General features: G+C 46.6%; 17 protein-coding genes. 3 read left to right on the top strand and 14 right to left on the bottom strand.

Translation table 11 applies throughout. The annotated features are described in order from the left end of the window. Positions 1–146 precede the first annotated feature (146 nt). The 7 genes from ACWHAR_RS01930 to ACWHAR_RS01900 all read right to left on the bottom strand — a co-directional run bounded on the left by ACWHAR_RS01930 (position 147) and on the right by ACWHAR_RS01900 (position 7,117). The gene (locus ACWHAR_RS01930) at positions 147–3,308 is read right to left on the bottom strand and encodes a bifunctional cytochrome P450/NADPH--P450 reductase (protein WP_032873897.1); all 3,162 of its coding nucleotides are present in this window, start codon (positions 3,306–3,308) and stop codon (positions 147–149) included. A 27-nt stretch (positions 3,309–3,335) separates the two neighbouring features. Further along, on the bottom strand, positions 3,336–3,902 hold the full coding sequence (locus tag ACWHAR_RS01925; protein WP_003152789.1) for a TetR/AcrR family transcriptional regulator: 567 nt from the start codon (positions 3,900–3,902) through the stop codon (positions 3,336–3,338). A 209-nt stretch (positions 3,903–4,111) separates the two neighbouring features. Further along, the gene (locus tag ACWHAR_RS01920) at positions 4,112–4,651 is read right to left on the bottom strand and encodes a class I SAM-dependent methyltransferase (RefSeq protein ID WP_007408228.1); all 540 of its coding nucleotides are present in this window, start codon (positions 4,649–4,651) and stop codon (positions 4,112–4,114) included. Between the two features lie 172 nt (positions 4,652–4,823). Further along, positions 4,824–4,979, bottom strand: a complete 156-nt coding sequence (locus ACWHAR_RS01915) for a hypothetical protein (RefSeq protein WP_007408227.1) — start codon at positions 4,977–4,979, stop codon at positions 4,824–4,826. Between the two features lie 172 nt (positions 4,980–5,151). Continuing rightward, positions 5,152–5,292, bottom strand: a complete 141-nt coding sequence (locus tag ACWHAR_RS01910; protein ID WP_003152787.1) for a YrzI family small protein — start codon at positions 5,290–5,292, stop codon at positions 5,152–5,154. Between the two features lie 389 nt (positions 5,293–5,681). Continuing rightward, complete coding sequence (locus tag ACWHAR_RS01905; RefSeq protein WP_007408225.1) at positions 5,682–6,482, bottom strand: formate/nitrite transporter family protein; 801 nt, start codon at positions 6,480–6,482, stop codon at positions 5,682–5,684. Between the two features lie 266 nt (positions 6,483–6,748). Continuing rightward, a complete protein-coding gene (locus tag ACWHAR_RS01900) occupies positions 6,749–7,117 on the bottom strand; it encodes a DUF2294 domain-containing protein (RefSeq protein WP_007408224.1) in 369 nt (122 codons plus the stop codon). Between the two features lie 306 nt (positions 7,118–7,423). Between ACWHAR_RS01900 and fdhF the strand changes: the two genes are divergently transcribed. Both fdhF and ACWHAR_RS01890 read left to right on the top strand, forming a co-directional pair. Further along, on the top strand, positions 7,424–10,366 hold the full coding sequence (gene fdhF / locus ACWHAR_RS01895; protein WP_087920802.1) for a formate dehydrogenase subunit alpha: 2,943 nt from the start codon (positions 7,424–7,426) through the stop codon (positions 10,364–10,366). 17 nt (positions 10,367–10,383) lie between these two features. Beyond that, positions 10,384–10,875, top strand: a complete 492-nt coding sequence (locus tag ACWHAR_RS01890) for a DUF1641 domain-containing protein (protein ID WP_032873894.1) — start codon at positions 10,384–10,386, stop codon at positions 10,873–10,875. 39 nt (positions 10,876–10,914) lie between these two features. Here ACWHAR_RS01890 and ACWHAR_RS01885 read toward each other — a convergent pair whose 3' ends face one another. The 5 genes from ACWHAR_RS01885 to ACWHAR_RS01865 form a co-directional block, all read right to left on the bottom strand. Continuing rightward, positions 10,915–11,145, bottom strand: coding sequence for a YrhC family protein (locus ACWHAR_RS01885; protein WP_032873893.1), 231 nt, complete (start codon positions 11,143–11,145; stop codon positions 10,915–10,917). Between the two features lie 72 nt (positions 11,146–11,217). Continuing rightward, positions 11,218–12,372: a bifunctional cystathionine gamma-lyase/homocysteine desulfhydrase gene (locus ACWHAR_RS01880; protein WP_032873892.1), complete on the bottom strand. Its 1,155-nt coding sequence runs from the start codon at positions 12,370–12,372 to the stop codon at positions 11,218–11,220. 1 nt (position 12,373) lies between these two features. Beyond that, positions 12,374–13,297 carry an O-acetylserine dependent cystathionine beta-synthase gene (locus tag ACWHAR_RS01875; protein ID WP_032873891.1) on the bottom strand — a complete coding sequence of 308 codons (924 nt, stop codon included), beginning with the start codon at positions 13,295–13,297 and terminating at the stop codon, positions 12,374–12,376. Between the two features lie 47 nt (positions 13,298–13,344). Then, positions 13,345–14,040 carry a 5'-methylthioadenosine/S-adenosylhomocysteine nucleosidase gene (gene mtnN, locus ACWHAR_RS01870; protein ID WP_007612774.1) on the bottom strand — a complete coding sequence of 232 codons (696 nt, stop codon included), beginning with the start codon at positions 14,038–14,040 and terminating at the stop codon, positions 13,345–13,347. Between the two features lie 20 nt (positions 14,041–14,060). Further along, the gene (locus ACWHAR_RS01865; RefSeq protein ID WP_032873890.1) at positions 14,061–14,702 is read right to left on the bottom strand and encodes a class I SAM-dependent methyltransferase; all 642 of its coding nucleotides are present in this window, start codon (positions 14,700–14,702) and stop codon (positions 14,061–14,063) included. Positions 14,703–14,885: 183 nt separating this feature from the next. On the opposite strand from ACWHAR_RS01865, the gene ACWHAR_RS01860 reads away from it, so the two are divergent. Then, positions 14,886–15,089 (top strand): YrzA family protein, encoded by a 204-nt coding sequence (locus ACWHAR_RS01860; protein ID WP_003152771.1) that lies wholly within the window; start codon positions 14,886–14,888, stop codon positions 15,087–15,089. Between the two features lie 39 nt (positions 15,090–15,128). On the opposite strand, the gene ACWHAR_RS01855 is transcribed toward ACWHAR_RS01860, so the two are convergent. Both ACWHAR_RS01855 and ACWHAR_RS01850 read right to left on the bottom strand, forming a co-directional pair. Next, entirely contained in the window at positions 15,129–15,845 is a 717-nt protein-coding gene (locus tag ACWHAR_RS01855) for a YrrS family protein (protein WP_014418462.1), read from the bottom strand. Between the two features lie 63 nt (positions 15,846–15,908). Further along, positions 15,909–17,663, bottom strand: a complete 1,755-nt coding sequence (locus ACWHAR_RS01850) for a peptidoglycan D,D-transpeptidase FtsI family protein (RefSeq protein ID WP_032873888.1) — start codon at positions 17,661–17,663, stop codon at positions 15,909–15,911. Positions 17,664–17,707: the final 44 nt, after the last annotated feature.

The raw sequence follows: 17,707 nt of genomic DNA, 5'->3' as shown, positions 1-17,707 counted from the left end.
CATTAAAGATTTGTGCCTTTTGTCCGATACTAAAGATAAGGCCGGCACGATACTCCCTATAACTATTCCTTTTGATTCAGTAGATTTCAAATATCGTGCCGGCTTTCTTCAATTAAAAAACATTCTTCAGTTGTCTCACTCTTCTGTTACATACCTGCCCAAACATCTTTCGCATATCTTCCTTCCGCCTGCAGCTGTTCAAGCCACTCCAAGGAAACTTTTGAATCAGTGTTATGCACCTTTTCATACGCCTGAAGCAGTACATTTTCTACGGCCGGAGCCATTTTGCTTCCGTCACCGCATATATAGAGATGGCCGCCTTGGTCAAGAAGAGCAATAATTTGTTCAGCCTCGCGAAGCAGAACATCCTGTACATATACTTTACAGTCCTGATCTAATCTGGAATACGCTCGGTGCACGGTGACAAGGCCGTTTTTCTCCGCATGGTCGAATTCATCTTTGTACAGATCGTCTTGTTCAGGATGCCGGCAGCCGAAGTATAAATGAGCTTCGCCCAGGATGTTACCGGACATTTTTTCGGCAGCGCGCGCCTGGATAAATCCCCTGAACGGCGCAATTCCTGTGCCTGCTCCGACCATAATGAGAGGCGTTTTCGGATTTTCAGGCAATGCGAAACCCGACTGCGGCGAGCGAATGAAACAGACGGCAGAATCGCCATTCTGTAATCCGGCTAAATAGTTCGAAGCCACGCCCCGGTATTCCCCACGGCCGCTCCATGCCGGAGCCGTCACAACGCCGACCGTGATACTGAGCTCCCCGCTGGCTGCCTTCGGTGAGCTTGAGATTGAATAATAGCGCGCCTTTAAGGACGGCAGAAGTTCTAAAAAGCGCTCAAACGGCAGTTCACAAGCCGGATAATCTTCCAGCAGGTCCAGCATGGTCATTCGTTTTTTCAGCACGTTTTCTTTATATGCCGTATCATCAGAATAAAGATGCTCCAATTCTTTTTGGTGCGGCGGGCACACGGTATGTGCGGCAAGTTCGCGAAGCTGGGCTCTCGTTGCCGGCTCCTGCAGCTCTACATAGGACGCCAAAAGCTCCGGCGCATTAACCGGCCGGTCCATCGGCAGATGAGGCAGCTGCCGGCCCTTGATCTTAAAGTGCTGGTTCGGATCAAGACCGAATCGGCGAATAACACGGCTGATCAGTTCCCCGCTGTTTTGCGGAAGCACCCCGAGATGATCTCCTTCCTGATACGTTTCTGTTTCGGGGAGACGCAGCTCAATATGCCGGACTGAGCGCTTGCTGCTTTCGGTATGAAGCTCTTTGTTCGTGATGACCTCCGCCTCAAATGCTTTGTACGTTTTGGCAATCGGCGTCTCGGCTGCTTCACTTACGTATTCGATTGATAACTGTGATTTGTTTGTCTGTTTTGGAGCGGCCTCTATATGAAAAGCCTTCATGATGTCCTTCCAGAATGAGTCTTCCCAGGCTTCCTGACTGTACTCAAAATCATCGGCATTGTCGCCCTCCCCGATAGAGGTCAGCCGTTTTGCCCCTTTTTCTTCAAGCACTTTGTCTATCAGGCGGGGGATCCTCTGGTAAGTGGCGGCCCAGTTGCGGTCTCCGCAGCCGAAAACGGCGTAAGAAACACCCTTTAATTCCTGATCTTCAAGGGTTTCCATCCATTTCACAAAACCCGCCGCATTATCAGGCGGCGCCCCGTTATAAGAAGCCGTAACAATAACGACCGCGCCTTTTACAGGCAGTTTCCCGGCATAATCATCGAGCGGGCCGGTTTCAGTTGAAAATCCTTTGCTTCTTCCGATATCAGCCAGCTCTTCCGCGATTCCTTCCGCAGTTCCTAAATTTGATCCGTAAAGAATGAGAAGCGGCGTTCCGTGGGACGGGATTTCTTTCGTTTCTTCTTTGTGACCGCTTCCTTCAGCTTTATGGTTTTGTACGGGCTGATGATTGGACACGTCCTTGTTTTTCACACGGATTTTAAAATCACCGGGCTTAATGGTTAGAGCTTCTTTAATCGTAAGCTCATAATCGGTATGATCAATCAGTTCAAAGTGTTTCAGGACAAGGCCGAGCACCATTGTCGCTTCCTGAAGGGCAAACTGCATCCCGATGCATGCTCGCTGTCCGTTTCCGAACGGCTTATATGCATCAGCCGGAATGGCCGCGGGATCACTGAACCTTTCCGGACGGAATAACTCGGCATCTTCTCCCCACGCGCTTTTATCCCGATGCAGCTGCGGAGTCAGAATCGTCACCGGCTGTCCCTTCGCAATCGGATATTTCCCGCCGAGAACCGTATCTTCCTTCGCGTACAGAGAAAATGCCGGGGCAGTCGGATACAGCCGCAAAGTCTCGTTTAACACCATGCGGATATATGTCAGCTGCTGAATCTGCTTATATTCAGGGGTCTCTCCCGTCAGCACCCGCTCGGCTTCCTGAACGGCTTTTTTCAATTTATCTTTATTTTTCAGCAGGCAGTATATCGCAAAAGAAAGCAGCCCGCTTGTGGTTTCATGCCCAGCGATCAAAAAGGTAATGATTTGATAACGGATATTTTCATCATCCAGCCTTTCCCCCGTTACAGGGTCTTTCGCTTCAAGCATCAATGCTAAAAGGTCAGACAGATTCTCATCCGGATTTTCCCTCCGCTCAGCGATGATCCGGTCTACAAGCGAATTCATCTCTTCAATATCCTGCTGGAACTGATGTCGCGTTTTGATCATCAGCTTGTCCTGCAGGCTGTGTCTCTGCGATTGGCGCATTGCCTCCTGCAGGGCACGAAGCATACTTGTGATAAAAGGATGCTGTGTGTCGCGGTAAAAGCTGTTAAAGCGGTAATGAAATCCGCACAGGCCGATTGTATCCAGCGTCAGGCGCGTCATATCTTCGGCAACGTCAATTTCTTCATTCGGATTTAATCTGCTCCACTTCTGCACGAGCTGCATGGCAATATCCAGCATCATTGAATGATAGCCTTTCATCGCCTTCTGGCTGAAGCTCGGCAATAAAATCCGATGCGCTTTCTGCCAGTTCTTTTCGTGAGTCCAGCTCGTAAATAGTCCGTCACCGCCAAACTCGCGGACTTTCAGCAGGGCTTTGCTGAGATTTTTGTCAAATCGCTTTTCATCACAGACTTCTGCCGCGAGCTCGCGGCCTGATACAAAGACCCCGACAGAGCTCGGAAATTCAAAACGAAAGATCGGGCCGTATTCTTCGGCAATTTTCCAAAGCGATTGTGACAGTTTTTCTTTTTCCAAGTGAGGGAGATTTTTCAGAGGCCCGTATGTTTTCGGCTGCGGTATAGCGCTTAGCTGTTTCATATCGATCTTCCTTCCTTCGGCGTATAATTAATGAGTTCTGATGGCATCCCAAGAACATTGTTCCAACTCTTTCAGAAACGGTTTAGTTATTTCGACGCTTCCCGTCCGGATAAGCTGATAGAGTTTGAGATATGCCCCGAGCAGCAGCGCCATCAGCACATTGGACGGCAGATTGCGGAGCACGCCTTCAGACTTGCCGCGCTGAAAAAAGACGTCAAGCATCTGTGTTATTTCATCAAGAAGCTTACGGCTCGTTTCATTCAGAAAGTAGGCGTCCTTATTCGTTTCAAGAAAAAACAATGCATACTCACTTTCCTTCGTAAAATCAATCAGACAATAAAACAGGTGATGAAACCCTTCTCTTACAGATATCCCCTGAAAGTCCGTTTTGACTTTTTTCATAAAACGCTGCGCACTTTCCTGATACAGTACGTTCACAAGTGTCTCTTTACTGTCAAAGTAACGGTAAATTGTGCCGGTTCCGACATCGGCCTGAGCGGCGATCATCGGAATCGTCGTGGCGTCAAATCCTCTATCTGTAAACAAAGTAAGCGACGCTTTCATAATGAGTTCAACCTTGTTTGAAGCTGTCATTTCATCCCCCTTTCTAAATGCGGAATGAATATTCATTCCGTTTGTTCAAAATATTTAAAATGTACGGTCATCTGATTACCATTGTATAAGAAAAAAACTTTTTTTAATATAAAATATATGTGAAGTAACCAAAAATAAGGAAATATGCCCAATTTCACAAAAAGAGCTGCAGTGACTTAAGCAGCTCTTTTTATTTCCCAAGAAATATTCTATTTAATGGCAGTAATAAAATGGAATGAATCTCTGCTGACAACTGAAATGTCTCTGAAATGCTGATCATAGAGCACCTCAATCACATCCTTCTCACTCATCCGCGAAGGTTTCAAAACCATATAGAAACACCCGTCAATTTGAAGAACGCGGTACACTTCTTTACATGCTGTCCGGTAATCGCTGACTGTTTCAGCAGTATGTAATGAGAAGACTTTATGAAAACTGCGGTCGCGGAACGGTATGCTTTCCGGCCTCCCCTGCTGAATGTTTCCGAGCCCGGCTTTTATAACCGAACGGTTTGCGCGCTGTGTTTTCCGTATTTTACGTTTCGATGTTTCTATGCTTTTAAGACTGCCCTTTTCAAGCTGTCCGATGATTTGTTTAAACATTGAGCCGTTTCCGGTCCCGATTTCCAGAATGCGGTCGTATTCCTGTATGTCCATCAAGATTTGCTGAATGACTGACTCTGCCGGTTCTGATGCAGCAAAGTATTTCGCGCGCATTCGTTTTAATGCTGAAGATGTATGTTGCAACATTGTATAACACCCGCTTTTCCATTCCTGTGATTTATTATTCAGAAATAATATTACCTCGTATTAGTATGAGGTACTAACTAGACGCACTTCTCTTTATGAACGTTTCGATTTATTTGAAATTTATATTTGTTTTCATAAAAAAAAGACGGAAAACGTAGGTTTTCCGCCTGCTCTAGTACCAATAATACGGTGCTATATATCTTGTCTGCCGGGAAAGCGCCGCCATTCTCTGCCGGCGGTACGGGTTGCCGTAGCCGTGTTTAAATGAATGGGGCATTGACGCATACCCGTGCCCGATGGATGGAATTCTGTTCTGACCGCCTTGCATGTTATCACCCGCTTACCAATTTTTCTTTCTTTACCATGGTATGCAGGCCGTCTGCGACGTGACAGCAACATCCTCGCTAAACCTGGTCCTTCTCCATTGTGTAATGATTCAGCAGTTCAATTCTGAACATGATGATCTCCTCCTTCTCCTCCGTTTTGGCCCTTCGTGTCCGTTAGTTCATATAAAAATGTTTCAGCTGGCGTTCTTTCGCTTCATTATAAAACTCTTCGACCTGCTGTTCTCGTTCATACTCTTCCGCACTTTTAAAACGCTTTGAAATGGTCAGTGTTAAAAAGAAAAGATTAATGGTCATTATCGCTCACCCCCTTTCAATATCCGCACAAGCGAAAATAACCCGCAGCAAAGTTCATATGCGCTGCGGGCAGACTAAATCCGCAGACAAAAGAAGACGGTGCTTCTTTCCCTGCGGGGAGCTGCGAATGTCCTGATACTCCGAAATTAACGTGCTTGACGGGCAGAGGTTAAGGAAGGACACGAACTCTTCCACAGGCTGAATCGGTTCAATTGTAGATTTTGATTGCCGTTTAACGTCGTCATGTGATTCAACCTCCCTTTGCTTTTTTCTTACTTTGTAAGTATATCCATCAGCTTCCATTTTGTAAACATTTTTTTCAAGATTTGGACGGAAAATGTGCTGGCATTCCGCTTCAATTGTCCGTGTTTTCCGGCATCTTTATTACCTCAGGAAACTCTTTTCATCCCTTGCTTTTTCTGATCTTTTTTTGAATATGCAATAAAATAAATAAGACCGACAAACACTGCCCCGCCGATGACATTCCCAATAAAAGCCGGAATGAGATTGCCAATCAGATCACCCCACGAAAAAGAACCTGCAAAAATCGCAGCCGGGATGATAAACATATTGGCTACAACGTGCTGAAAACCAATTGCGACAAACGCCATAATCGGAAACCATATACCCGCGATTTTTCCGGCTCCGTCTTCTGCGCCGAAAGAAAGCCAGACGGCCAAACAGACAAGCCAGTTACAGCCGATCGCCGAAACAATGACTTTTCCAAACGGCATATCCAATTTGCCTTGTGCGACCGCAATCGTTTTTTCCAAATACGGTCCTGTTTCGGTTAATCCGACAACATGTCCGAAAAAGTAAGCGACAAACAGTGCGCCGACAAGATTCATCAACGTCACGATCACCCAATTTTTCACTAATGCACCGGCGGATATTCTTCTGGAAAACAGCGCCATGGATACCGACATCATATTTCCCGTAATCAGCTCCGCGCCGGCAAGAACGACGAGCACCAATCCGATAGGAAACACGGACGCCCCGATTAAACTCGACAGGCTTCCCCATTCTTTCGGAAGGTCGCCGATGACACGGATATCAAGCAAATAACCGAGTGCGATAAACGCTCCTCCCAAAAATCCTAATACAATCAGTGCTGAAAGCGGTGAATGCACCTTTTTTACCCCTGATTCGACCGCAAGCTCCGCTATTTCGTCCGGTTTACGAAAAGCCATAATAACCCCTCCATTTATCATTTCAGCCCGCAGTTTCCAAAGACACCTAACAAAAAAGGCAGCATTCAACTAACCCGTCTGAAAAAACGGGGTTTGAATGCTGCCTAACTTGTATGCATACCCATACAACAATATCAAGCAGAATGAAAATATGCGGTATAGAATATGTACAGATCATGCACACATTCCATAAAAAATCGTCCTTAGGCCACTGCTGGCAGTTCATATCATATCAAATGTGACAATTTCGTGTCAATTGAATATTGTCAGCTTTTGATTTCTTCTTTATGCTCTTCAATTGAGCGGTCAAAGACAAACACCGATACGGCAATATTTTCCTCTATTTTAATATCTGAAAACAGATGCACCAGCTTTGCTCCGATGAGCTCTTCCATTCCGTCAGGCGTTTGTTTTGAATACAGCTCCTGAATTAAGCTGGTTCGCGCCGCATGAACCATTTCTCTTCCTTCAGGCGTGCGTGCGATAAACTGCTCACTTGCGCTTAGATTGCCGTAAAGTGTAGATACCGCCATGTTATCCACAAAAACGGTGTGAATTCGTTCAGGCCCCTTTCCAAATAATTCTTTGCGCAATTTCCGGATAATATCGTTAAATTCATGAATTTTTTTAGACATATTGTCCCCTCCGATTTTAGCCTATGAAAGACATTCCCGGTTCCCCTTTGTGACATTTCACTTGGTTAAAGTTTTCCTTTCGTATTGTATTATAATAAATATCACCTTATAATAAAAGCAGTGAAGATGGATTTGTAATAGGAAACGTGTTATGAGTCTATCGTTTTATACAAATAGGATTGGTCTGTTAGTAAGACTTGCTAGTGAACTATTCCGCCATGCGTATTTATACCGTTCTCCGGACAGGAGGCCGGTATCTATGTGCATGGCTTTTTTTCGAGTTTACAAGATGGAGGGGAATTGGAAGTGACAGACGTTCAGTCTATCCGTGTCAAAATTGACGGCACGGAGTATGAAGCACCAGAGGGGTCTAAGATTTTAGATATTTTAAACCAAAACGGAATTGAGATTCCGCAAATATGCCATGTACCGGAAGTGGATCCGATTCAAACATGTGACACCTGTATTGTTGAAGTAAACGGGAAATTGCAGCGCTCTTGTTCCACGGCTGCAGAAAACGGGATGTCCATCTCGCTTACGTCGGGAAGGGTAAAAGAGGCTCAGACAGAGGCCATGGACCGCCTGCTCGAGAATCACCTGCTTTACTGTACGGTATGCGATAACAACAACGGCAACTGCACACTGCATAATACAGCGGAAATGATGGGAATTGAGCATCAGAAATATCCGTATACGCCGAAAGATGATTCAAAGTGCGCGGTTGATATGTCTCACCCGTTTTACCGCTATGATCCGAACCAATGCATCGCCTGCGGCCAATGTGTGGAAGTGTGTCAAAACCTTCAGGTGAATGAGACCCTTTCAATTGATTGGGAGCGCGACCGCCCGCGGGTCATTTGGGATGAAGGCGTCGCCATTAATGAATCTTCCTGCGTCAGCTGCGGCCAGTGTGTCACTGTCTGTCCTTGTAACGCACTGATGGAAAAATCAATGCTCGGCCAAGCCGGATTTATGACAGGAATAAAAGAAGATGTCATGGAACCGATGATTGATTTAGTAAAAAATGTTGAACCCGACTATACAAGCATCTTCGCCGTGTCTGAAGTGGAAGCGGCTATGCGCGATAAACGGACGAAAAAAACAAAAACAGTCTGCACGTTCTGCGGCGTCGGATGCTCTTTTGAAGTATGGACAAAAGGCCGTGACATCCTTAAAATTCAGCCTGTTTCCGATGCTCCGGTTAACGCGATTTCCACTTGTGTGAAAGGGAAATTCGGCTGGGACTTCGTGAATTCGGAAGAACGGATTACAAAACCGCTTATCCGGAAAAACGGCGCATTTGTTGAATCGTCATGGGAAGAAGCTCTTGATCTTGTCGCTTCAAGACTCGGTTCGATCAAGGCCGAACACGGAAATGGTTCTGTCGGCTTTATTTCTTCTTCTAAAATTACGAATGAAGACAACTATGTCATCCAAAAATTAGCGCGCCAAGTATTTGAAACCAACAACGTGGATAACTGCTCACGCTACTGCCAGTCACCGGCAACGGACGGCTTATTCCGCACCGTCGGTATGGGCGGAGACGCCGGCACAATTAAAGATATCGCAAAAGCGGGCCTCGTGCTCATCGTCGGCGCCAATCCGGCGGAAGGACATCCGGTTCTGGCCACACGCGTGAAACGCGCCCATAAACTGCACGGCCAAAAACTGATTGTTGCCGATCTGCGCAGAAATGAAATGGCTGAACGGTCCGACCTCTTTATCAGCCCGAAACAAGGGACTGACCAGGTCTGGCTCATGGCAGTAACGAAATATATGATTGACCAAGGCTGGCACGATCAAGCGTTTATTGATGAAAATGTCAACTACTTTGATGATTATAAAGAAACGCTGGAAAAATACACATTGGAATATGCGGAGCGCATCACCGGACTTTCTCAGGATACGATCATCCGTATTGCCGAAATGATTCGTGATGCTGACGGCACTTGTGTTCTTTGGGGCATGGGCGTAACCCAGAATACAGGCGGCTCTGATACATCAGCGGCGATTTCCAACCTGCTGCTTGCCACAGGAAACTACCGCCGTCCGGGCGCCGGAGCCTATCCGCTGCGGGGACATAACAACGTTCAAGGCGCTTGCGATATGGGAACTCTTCCAGGCTGGCTTCCGGGGTATCAGCATATTACCGATGATGCGGCACGCGCTAAATTCGAAAAAGCTTACGGTGTTGAAATTGACGGCAAGCCGGGTCTTGATAATATCGAAATGCTCCATGCGATTGAAGAAGGAAACATGAAAGCCATGTATCTTGTCGGTGAAGATATGGCGCTCGTCGATTCAAACGCCAACCATGTTCATGACATTTTATCCAGCCTTGATTTCTTTGTTGTGCAGGATATTTTCCTTTCAAGAACGGCGCAATACGCGGATGTCATCCTGCCTGCGGTTCCATCTCTTGAAAAAGACGGAACATTTACAAACACAGAGCGGCGTGTGCAAAGATTGTATCAGGCGCTTCCGACACTCGGCGATGCAAAACCCGACTGGTGGATTATTCAGGAAGTCGCCAATCGTTTAGGCGCTGATTGGAATTACACGCATCCTAGCGACATTTTCTCAGAAATGGCGAGCCTTTCTCCGCTGTTCGGAAAAGCAAGCTACGACGTCCTTAGCGGTTGGAACAGCTTCCTGTGGGGAAGCTTTACGGGAGAAAGCACTCCGCTTCTTTATGAAGACGGCTTTAACTTCCCGGACAAAAAAGCCCGTTTTGCGCTGAGCGATTGGGTGGAGCCTGCTGTATTCCCTGAAGAATATGACCTGCATATTAACAACGGACGGATGCTTGAACATTTCCACGAAGGAAACATGACAAACAAGTCAAAAGGCATTCAGTCTAAAGTTCCGGATGTATTTGTTGAAGTATCGCCGGAGCTCGCGGCTGAACGCGGAATTTGCGACGGGACAATGATCCGGCTCGTCTCTCCTTTTGGAGCGGTTAAATTGAACGCGCTTGTGACAGACCGTGTCCGCGCAAATGAGCTTTATCTGCCGATGAACTCTACAGATAAAGATTCTGCGATTAATTTCCTGACCGGGCCTGCGTATGATTCACGGACACATACACCTGCCTATAAGCAGACAAAAGTCCGCATGGAAGTGCTCGGTTCCTGTGATACTCCGCCGCTTCCGAAAACGAATCCGCGGAACAAAAAACGTCATCCGCAAAACGGTGTGGAAGCTCAGCGAAAATGGAACCGTCCGGGCTATGTGCACTTAACTGATTAAGGAAAGGAGGAAACATTATGGCAAGCCCAATTACTGAAATTCAAAAAGAAACGAAAACAGAGGAACAGCTGAAAGCTGAAAAACTGGAAGAGCTGAAGACGCTTCTCGCAGAAAATGAAGAAGCCGTCGCGAAAACGATGTCCATCATGGCAGAGCTGAATAGCTTGGGCATTTTTGATGCCGCCGGCTATATGCTCCAGGCAAAAGAGGAGATTGCCAAAATTGCACTCGAACAGATTTCCCGGGAACCTGTCACCAATCTCCTGAATACGATGATGGCCGCGGGAGGCGCGCTGTCAAAAGCTGATCCCGAATTTATGGGCAGACTTTTAGAAAGCGCCATGGCCGGGACGGATCAGGCGCAAAGATTTTTAAAAGAGGACAGGAAAGTCAGTATGTTTGAACTGATGAAAGCCGTCGGTGATCCTGATATTAACCGCGCGCTCGGCTTCGGGCTGCAGTTTTTAAAAGGAATGGGAAAAGAATTACGCGAAACCCCGTCTGAATAAGAAACGAAAAAGCCATTGTCAAAAGACAATGGCTTTTTTTTATTCTTCGGCCTCTTCCAGCCTCTTTTTATAAATAAGTGAACGGTCAACGCAGAAATAAGCGCCCGCTAAAAATACACAATCCGTTACAAACATCAGCATTTTCTGGCCCGCAGTCAGCCCTTGTCCGGGAAGAACCGCGCCGATATAAATGAAGGTGCTGACTGCAAGCAGAATAAATGCGTAATGCTTAAAATCTTCTAGTAGTGATTTCAGTCTTTTCTTCTCCATATAAGGTCACCTGCCAGTTTTATAGTCTACCAACATTATAATACAAGCTGACAGCCGACAGAGAATGTAAATCTATCCATTCTTTATAAAAGTGAAATCAAGCGCCTGTTTCACATCCGCCGTTAAATCCTCAGTATCCTCAATACCGACTGAGATCCGCACGAGCCCGTCGGTAATGCCAAGCGCAAGCCGGCGGTCGCGCGGGATCGAAGCGTGCGTCATTCTGGACGGCACGGAGATTAAGCTTTCAACCGCTCCTAAACTTTCCGCGATCGTAAACAGGTTCAATTTTTCTAAAAACGCGTCGACGCGTTCGCTGCTGCCGACATCAAAGGAAATCATTCCGCCGAAACCGGAGCTTTGCGCTTTTGTCAGCTCATGGCCCGGATGTTTCGCTGATCCCGGATAGTAGAGCGTTTGAACGGCATCATGCGCTTCAAGCAGCTCGGCGATTTTCCCGGCGCTGTGATTGATAGCATCCATTCTGAGTCCCAGTGTTTTAATGCCTCTCATTAAGAGCCATGAATCCTGCGGTCCTAAAACGCCGCCTGTTGAGTTTTGCACGTAATGAAGCTTTTCACCGAGCTCTTTATCAGCCGTGACGACTAAGCCGCCGACGACATCGCTGTGGCCGCCGAGATATTTTGTCGCGCTGTGCAGCACGATGTCCGCCCCGAAGCTGAGCGGCTGCTGGAAATACGGCGTGTAAAACGTATTATCGACGATAAGCAATACGCCCGCTTCTTTTGCTATGTCAGACATCAGTTTGAGGTCAGTCACTTTCAATAGCGGGTTTGTCGGTGTTTCGATATAAATGGCTTTCGTATTCGGACGGATGGCTTTTTGGACTTTTTCTTTGCTGCTCGTATCGACAAAGTCCGCTTCAATGCCGAAGCGGTTCAGCACGCCTGTCATCACGCGGTAAGTGCCGCCGTATACATCATCCGTCAAAATAACATGATCGCCGCTGTCAAACAGCATCATGACGGCAGTAATCGCAGCCATGCCTGAGCCGAACGCATATCCTGCCGCACCGCCTTCAAGCTCCGCAATTAAGCTTTCAAGCGCCGTCCGCGTCGGATTGGCCGTTCTTGAATATTCATAACCCGTGTGCTCGCCCGCTTTCGGCTGCCGGTACGTGCTTACTTGATAAATCGGTACGGAAACCGCTCCTGTTTTTTCATCTCCCGTAATTCCTCCGTGCACCATCAGCGTTTTTTTCTTCATCTTACTGACCTCCTTGAAAAATGTTTTTGCTTATATATCGATCGCTGCCGTCAGGGAAAATAGTGACGATATTTGATCCGGCGGGCGCTTTTTTCGCTTCTTCAAGCGCTGCATAAAGAGCCGCCCCTGAAGAGCTTCCGATTAAGAGGCCTTCTTTCTCGGCCGCTTCTCTGACAAGCGAAAACGCCGTATCGTCTTCCACCGTGTAAATGGCGTCAAAATGGTTCTCATCCATATAATCCGGGATAAACTCCATGCCGATGCCTTCCGTTTTATGGGCATGCGGCTCTCCGCCATTCAGGATCGAGCCTTCCGGTTCAACGATCACCGTTTTGACGGCAGGATTTTTCTCTTTTAAATAAGCTGCCGTACCGGCAAAAGTGCCGCCGGAACCAGCTCCTGCGACAAAAGCGTGGATATCCCCGCCGAGCGCGTTCCATATTTCGGGCCCGATCGTTTTATAGTAAGTCAATGGATTTACTCGGTTTTTAAATTGCAGAACGGCATAAGAATTATTAATCTCTCTCTCCAGTTCAACCGCTTTTCGAATGGCTCCCTGCATGCCTTCTTCTCTCGGCGTATGCACGATGTCCGCCCCGAGAGCTTTCATAATTTGCTGCTTTTCTCTGCTGAAATGCTCCGGGACGCAAAAAACGGCGCGAAGCTGATGCTTTCTGGCGCACAGAGCGAGTCCGATCCCGGTGTTTCCGGCAGTCGCCTCAATGATAACGCCGCCCGGTTTCACCTTTCCAGTGCGAAGCGCATCTTCAATGAGCATCCCGCCCAGCCTGTCTTTAATGCTTCCGCCCGGATTCATCATCTCAAGCTTAGCATAAACCGCTGTTCCCTCCGGTATATCAAAATGCTTGAGACGGAGCAGCGGTGTATTTCCGATCAGTTCTGTAATATCTGTTATCACGTTCAAGATATGTCCTCCTCCTGGAAAAGCGGAGGAGAACGAGAATCCCCCGCTTAGTGAATTCGTTTGATGACATTCAGGACAAGCTCAGTTGAATGAACGGCAGCCTGTTCTAAAAATTTATCAAATGAAACGTCAGATTCTTTTCCGGCAATATCAGATAAAGCTCTGATGACAACAAAAGGCGTTTTGAACTGGTGGCACACCTGTGCGACAGCCGCAGCTTCCATCTCAACCGCGTACAAATCCGCAAATTTGGCGCGTACGTCTTCAACCCGCTTCGGATCATTCATAAAAGAATCACCCGTAGCGATTGTGCCTTTGGCGACTTGAATGCCGTTCAGTTCAGAAACCGCTTCCTCAGTAATGCTGATCAGCTTTTCATCAGCTTTGTATGCTGCCGGAAGACCCGGCACCTGTCCGTATTCATAGTCAAACGCCGTCACATCCACGTCATGATGGCGGACATCTGTTGAGATGACGACGTCGCCTACATTCAATGTATGATGAAAACCGCCTGCTGAGCCTGTGTTAATCACATAATCAGGTTTGAAACGGTCAAGCAGAAGCGTCGTGCTGATCGCCGCGTTGACTTTCCCGATACCTGATTTCAGCAAGATGACTTCGATGCCTTCATAGCTGCCAGTTGTAAACTCACAGTGAGCGATCATCTCTTGTTTTGCGTCTTTCAGTTTGCTTCTTAAAATCGTAACTTCCTCTTCCATTGCTCCGATGACTGCCAGTTTCATTTATACACAATCCCTTCGATTTACCGTTTAATCGCCTCCATTATCCAGACAAAGTCATTTTGCTGCGTAAACCGCGCGGCAAATCCCTCTTCTGAAAAGATGTTTTTCATTGTCGCGAGTGTCGGATAATGTTCCGTCTTTAAATCGTCCGCTAATTGATGATAGCCGTTTCGGCTTGCTTTTTGAATGGCTTCATCATAAGCTTCATGATCTTTAAAGACAGTATCGGCAAACACTATTTTATCATGCTTCTGAAGGATTGCGCCATACTGCTTTACAGCCGTTCGCTTTTCTTCATCGGTTAAATGATGAAAGGCGTACGAGCTGACGATGGTATCTATTTGAAAAGGCGGAGCGGGAAACTCCAGAAAATCTCCGTCACTGAACACGGCTTTGTCAGAAAGCTTGTCAGCCGCCAGTTTTCTCATTGACGGAGACGGTTCTACACCAAACACCTTTTTGTTCGCGGCGGCTAATTTCGCCGTTAAATTCCCCGTTCCCGGTCCGAACTCTAAAACGTTTGAACCTGAAAGTGCGACAATGCTGTCAAGAATGTTGTCATATCCTTTAAAAACAGCAGCATATTGTTTGTCAGCCCCGTGCACTGTGGCGTCATAAGTCGCTGCCCAATCTTCAAATAAAGGAATAAATTCACGGCCCATATTTTTCACTCTCCATATTTTATAATTCCTATGAGTATAGTATGGATTAATCGTGGAACAGTTCCTATCCTATCACAAAAAAGAATGGAAGGGTACTAAAATACTCTGGGATTATTGCGCAATTACGGCAGAAAGGCTTATACTTTCATTGACTCAGAAGTAAAATCAGGAGGATCTGTACTGATGAATTTTCAATTGGATTTAATCAAAGATAAAGTAGAATTTTTCGAAGCGGCATCTTTGCAGGAGCTTGAAAAGAAAATAAACGTTCAGATTGAAAACAACCAGGCGATTATGCTTCGCGTCCGTTCCGTATCCCATCAGGTGACGGCCGTTGACGGCAGAATCCTTTACAGCGCGTCGGTGCATTTTTCAGCTGACGTATGACAGAAAAAAGCAGCTGAATAATCAGCTGCTTTTTTGCGGTTATTTTAAGGTTTCTACTTTTGTCGGCTTCCAGCCTTTTTTGTCTTTCCAAGTGATGGTGACCTGATACTTTTTGCCGTTCGTTTTGTCTAAAACTTTACCCTTCGCATCTTGCGGACTTCCATTGTTTCCGAGCCACAGCACTGTCATGTGATCTTTTGACACGCCGGTTGCGTAAGAGATGGCGTCAAGCATTTCGGCCCAGTCTTCAGAGCTTGAGTCATACGTCGCCGCATGTTCTCCCGTCTGCTTTGTGCCGACCGCTTTCCATTTTGGGTTAACAATTGTTTTCTCGACATCGCTTGATGAGCCGCCCTCTGTTATTTTTGCGCCTTTAAAAGGATCGCTTGAATCAGAGTCTTTTTTGCTGCTGTCATCACTTTTCGATGAATCATCGTCTTTTTTGCTGTCAGAGTCTGAAGATGAATCAGATGTGTCCTTATCTTGTTTATCTTTTTTGTCATCGTCTGATGCCGTATCTTTTTTGCTGTCTTTTATGTCTTCATCCGATGTCTGCTTCGTCTTGCCTGATGCAGGTGTTTCCTGCTTCTGGCTCGTGTCCGCTTTTTCGCTCACGTCGCCCGACGGACTGTTGATGAAGAGGCTGACGGCAACGACGACAATAAGAATAGATACGATAGCAATTAAAATGTTAAGCACCATATTTGCTTTTCTGCGCTTATCACGGTTTTCAAAACGAGATTGTTTATTGCTCAATCATTCTGCACTCCTTTATCCCTCTTGCTCAGCATATATTTTAACATGGGCTGAGCGGTTGTTCTATGTCTGATTTATTTCATTTTCATGTACCTTTTTAACAATATCATAAAACACTGTATTTGTCAGAGCCTTATCCCCCGGCGTGTCCATGTGCAGCACCACGAGAGCGTATTTCGGCTTGTCCGCGGGAAAGTATCCCGCAAACCATTTGTGGTAAAGCGTCTGTTTTTCTTTTGTGAACATTCCCGTCTGGGCCGTTCCCGATTTGCCTGCTATCTCATACGGCAGATCCTGAAACCTTCGGCCGGTTCCTTTCGGTGAGGTGACGACTTCTCTGAGAATTTTTTGAAGCTGCTGCGCCGTATATTTGTCGATGTTTTCCCCTTTTAACGGCTGATCTTTGAATGACGCCATCGTCGTTTTGTTTTTGTATTCAATTTTGTCCGCGATTTTGACTTGTTTTTTTTCACCGCCGCGCGCGATCGCCGCCATCATATTGGCGACTTCAAGAGGCGTGACTTTCACGTTTTTTTGCCCGATCGCCGTCTGTGCGACGGCTTTTTTTACGGTTTTGTCTTTGTCATCTCCCCAAATGACCCCGCTTTTTTCATTATACAGCTGCCTGAATCCGTCTTCCCGGTACAGCTTGCCTTCCCAGCCCGCCCGCTGGGTGAGACCGAGTTTTTCTGCCATGTTTTCAATAACGGAATCATCTTTTTTGATCAATTTTTCCGCAAGACTTGTAAACGTATAATTGCAGCTTTGGGCAAAGCTTTCTCCAAAACTGAGCGTGCCTTTGTCATCCCCCGGCTCTCCGTACAGGTTGAGATTGCAGTTAAAGGATGTGCCCGGCTTCACTTCGTTTTGTTCTATTGCGGCTGCGGCGATCACCGTTTTAAATACTGATCCCGGATAAATCGGCGTCAGCATGTAATTTTGCAGTGTCTGCTGCTTTGACATGTCGGCGTCAGGCTTTGATACCATTCCGAGCACACTGCTTTTTTCAATGTCTAAAAGGACGGCTCCCCCCTTTTTTAACCCGCGGTCTTTCAATACATCTTCCATTGCTTTTTGAATATTGCGGTCGATGGAGGTTTTGACTTGCAGCGGATAAAACGCGTTTGCTTCAGCCGTATATTTGACGTCCATTCCGAATAAAGGGTTTCCCCTTCCGTCGACATGATACAAAAGTTTTGTGTCCTGATCCGCAAGTAAAAACTCATCAAACGTCCGCTCCATCCCGCTTGTCCCGATTTTTGCCGTGATCGGCAGTTCCTTCCTGCCGGGGTATTTCTTTTTCAAAAGCTCAGGGTCCTGGTTTGTCGCGCCAAACAAATGAGCGGCTATGTTTGTTTCTTTGCTGTCTTTCATATATACGCCGTAAATGCCGGGATATTTCAAAGAATTGATATTTGACACGGATTGTTTCGTCAAATGTTTTATTTTTCTGCTGTTCAGGATCACCGGTTTTTTTGCTTCCGTGAGCAGCTGCCTGAGCTCCCCCTGTTTCATTCCGAGAATGTCTGATACCCGGTCAACCGGCCAATCCTGCGTCACGAGAAAGGGAAACAGTATGACGGCAGGCTGCTTTTTTCCGGTCAGTTCTTTGCCGTTCCGATCAAGAAAAGAGCCGCGTCCGTCTGAAATAAGGACTTCTTCCGTCCGCTGCTTGACGCTCTCCTGAATCAGATTAATATTGGATTTTGAAAAAGATTCTGTGAAAAACAGCTGAATTTCAGCCAGCCTCGCAAGCAGAAAGAAAAACACGAGCAGAAAACAAATCACGGCCGCTTTCAGCCTTTTTGATACGATCATAAAAAACACCTCATCCACATTTTGGACGAGGTGTTTCATTGTTA

This window comes from Bacillus sp. LR--39 (genome assembly GCF_053613335.1).
Note: the sequence above shows the minus strand (reverse complement) of the source record. Positions and strands in the feature narration are given on the sequence as shown.

Bases quoted from the DNA above. Each gene is read 5' to 3' on its own strand.
- ACWHAR_RS01930 (WP_032873897.1), bottom strand. From the start codon at position 3,308: ATGAAACAGCTAAGCGCTATACCGCAGCCGAAAACATACGGGCCTCTG.
- ACWHAR_RS01925 (WP_003152789.1), bottom strand. From the start codon at position 3,902: ATGACAGCTTCAAACAAGGTTGAACTCATTATGAAAGCGTCGCTTACT.
- ACWHAR_RS01920 (WP_007408228.1), bottom strand. From the start codon at position 4,651: ATGTTGCAACATACATCTTCAGCATTAAAACGAATGCGCGCGAAATAC.
- ACWHAR_RS01915 (WP_007408227.1), bottom strand. From the start codon at position 4,979: ATGCAAGGCGGTCAGAACAGAATTCCATCCATCGGGCACGGGTATGCG.
- ACWHAR_RS01910 (WP_003152787.1), bottom strand. From the start codon at position 5,292: ATGACCATTAATCTTTTCTTTTTAACACTGACCATTTCAAAGCGTTTT.
- ACWHAR_RS01905 (WP_007408225.1), bottom strand. From the start codon at position 6,482: ATGGCTTTTCGTAAACCGGACGAAATAGCGGAGCTTGCGGTCGAATCA.
- ACWHAR_RS01900 (WP_007408224.1), bottom strand. From the start codon at position 7,117: ATGTCTAAAAAAATTCATGAATTTAACGATATTATCCGGAAATTGCGC.
- ACWHAR_RS01890 (WP_032873894.1), top strand. From the start codon at position 10,384: ATGGCAAGCCCAATTACTGAAATTCAAAAAGAAACGAAAACAGAGGAA.
- ACWHAR_RS01885 (WP_032873893.1), bottom strand. From the start codon at position 11,145: ATGGAGAAGAAAAGACTGAAATCACTACTAGAAGATTTTAAGCATTAC.
- ACWHAR_RS01880 (WP_032873892.1), bottom strand. From the start codon at position 12,372: ATGAAGAAAAAAACGCTGATGGTGCACGGAGGAATTACGGGAGATGAA.
- mtnN (WP_007612774.1), bottom strand. From the start codon at position 14,040: ATGAAACTGGCAGTCATCGGAGCAATGGAAGAGGAAGTTACGATTTTA.
- ACWHAR_RS01865 (WP_032873890.1), bottom strand. From the start codon at position 14,702: ATGGGCCGTGAATTTATTCCTTTATTTGAAGATTGGGCAGCGACTTAT.
- ACWHAR_RS01860 (WP_003152771.1), top strand. From the start codon at position 14,886: ATGAATTTTCAATTGGATTTAATCAAAGATAAAGTAGAATTTTTCGAA.
- ACWHAR_RS01850 (WP_032873888.1), bottom strand. From the start codon at position 17,663: ATGATCGTATCAAAAAGGCTGAAAGCGGCCGTGATTTGTTTTCTGCTC.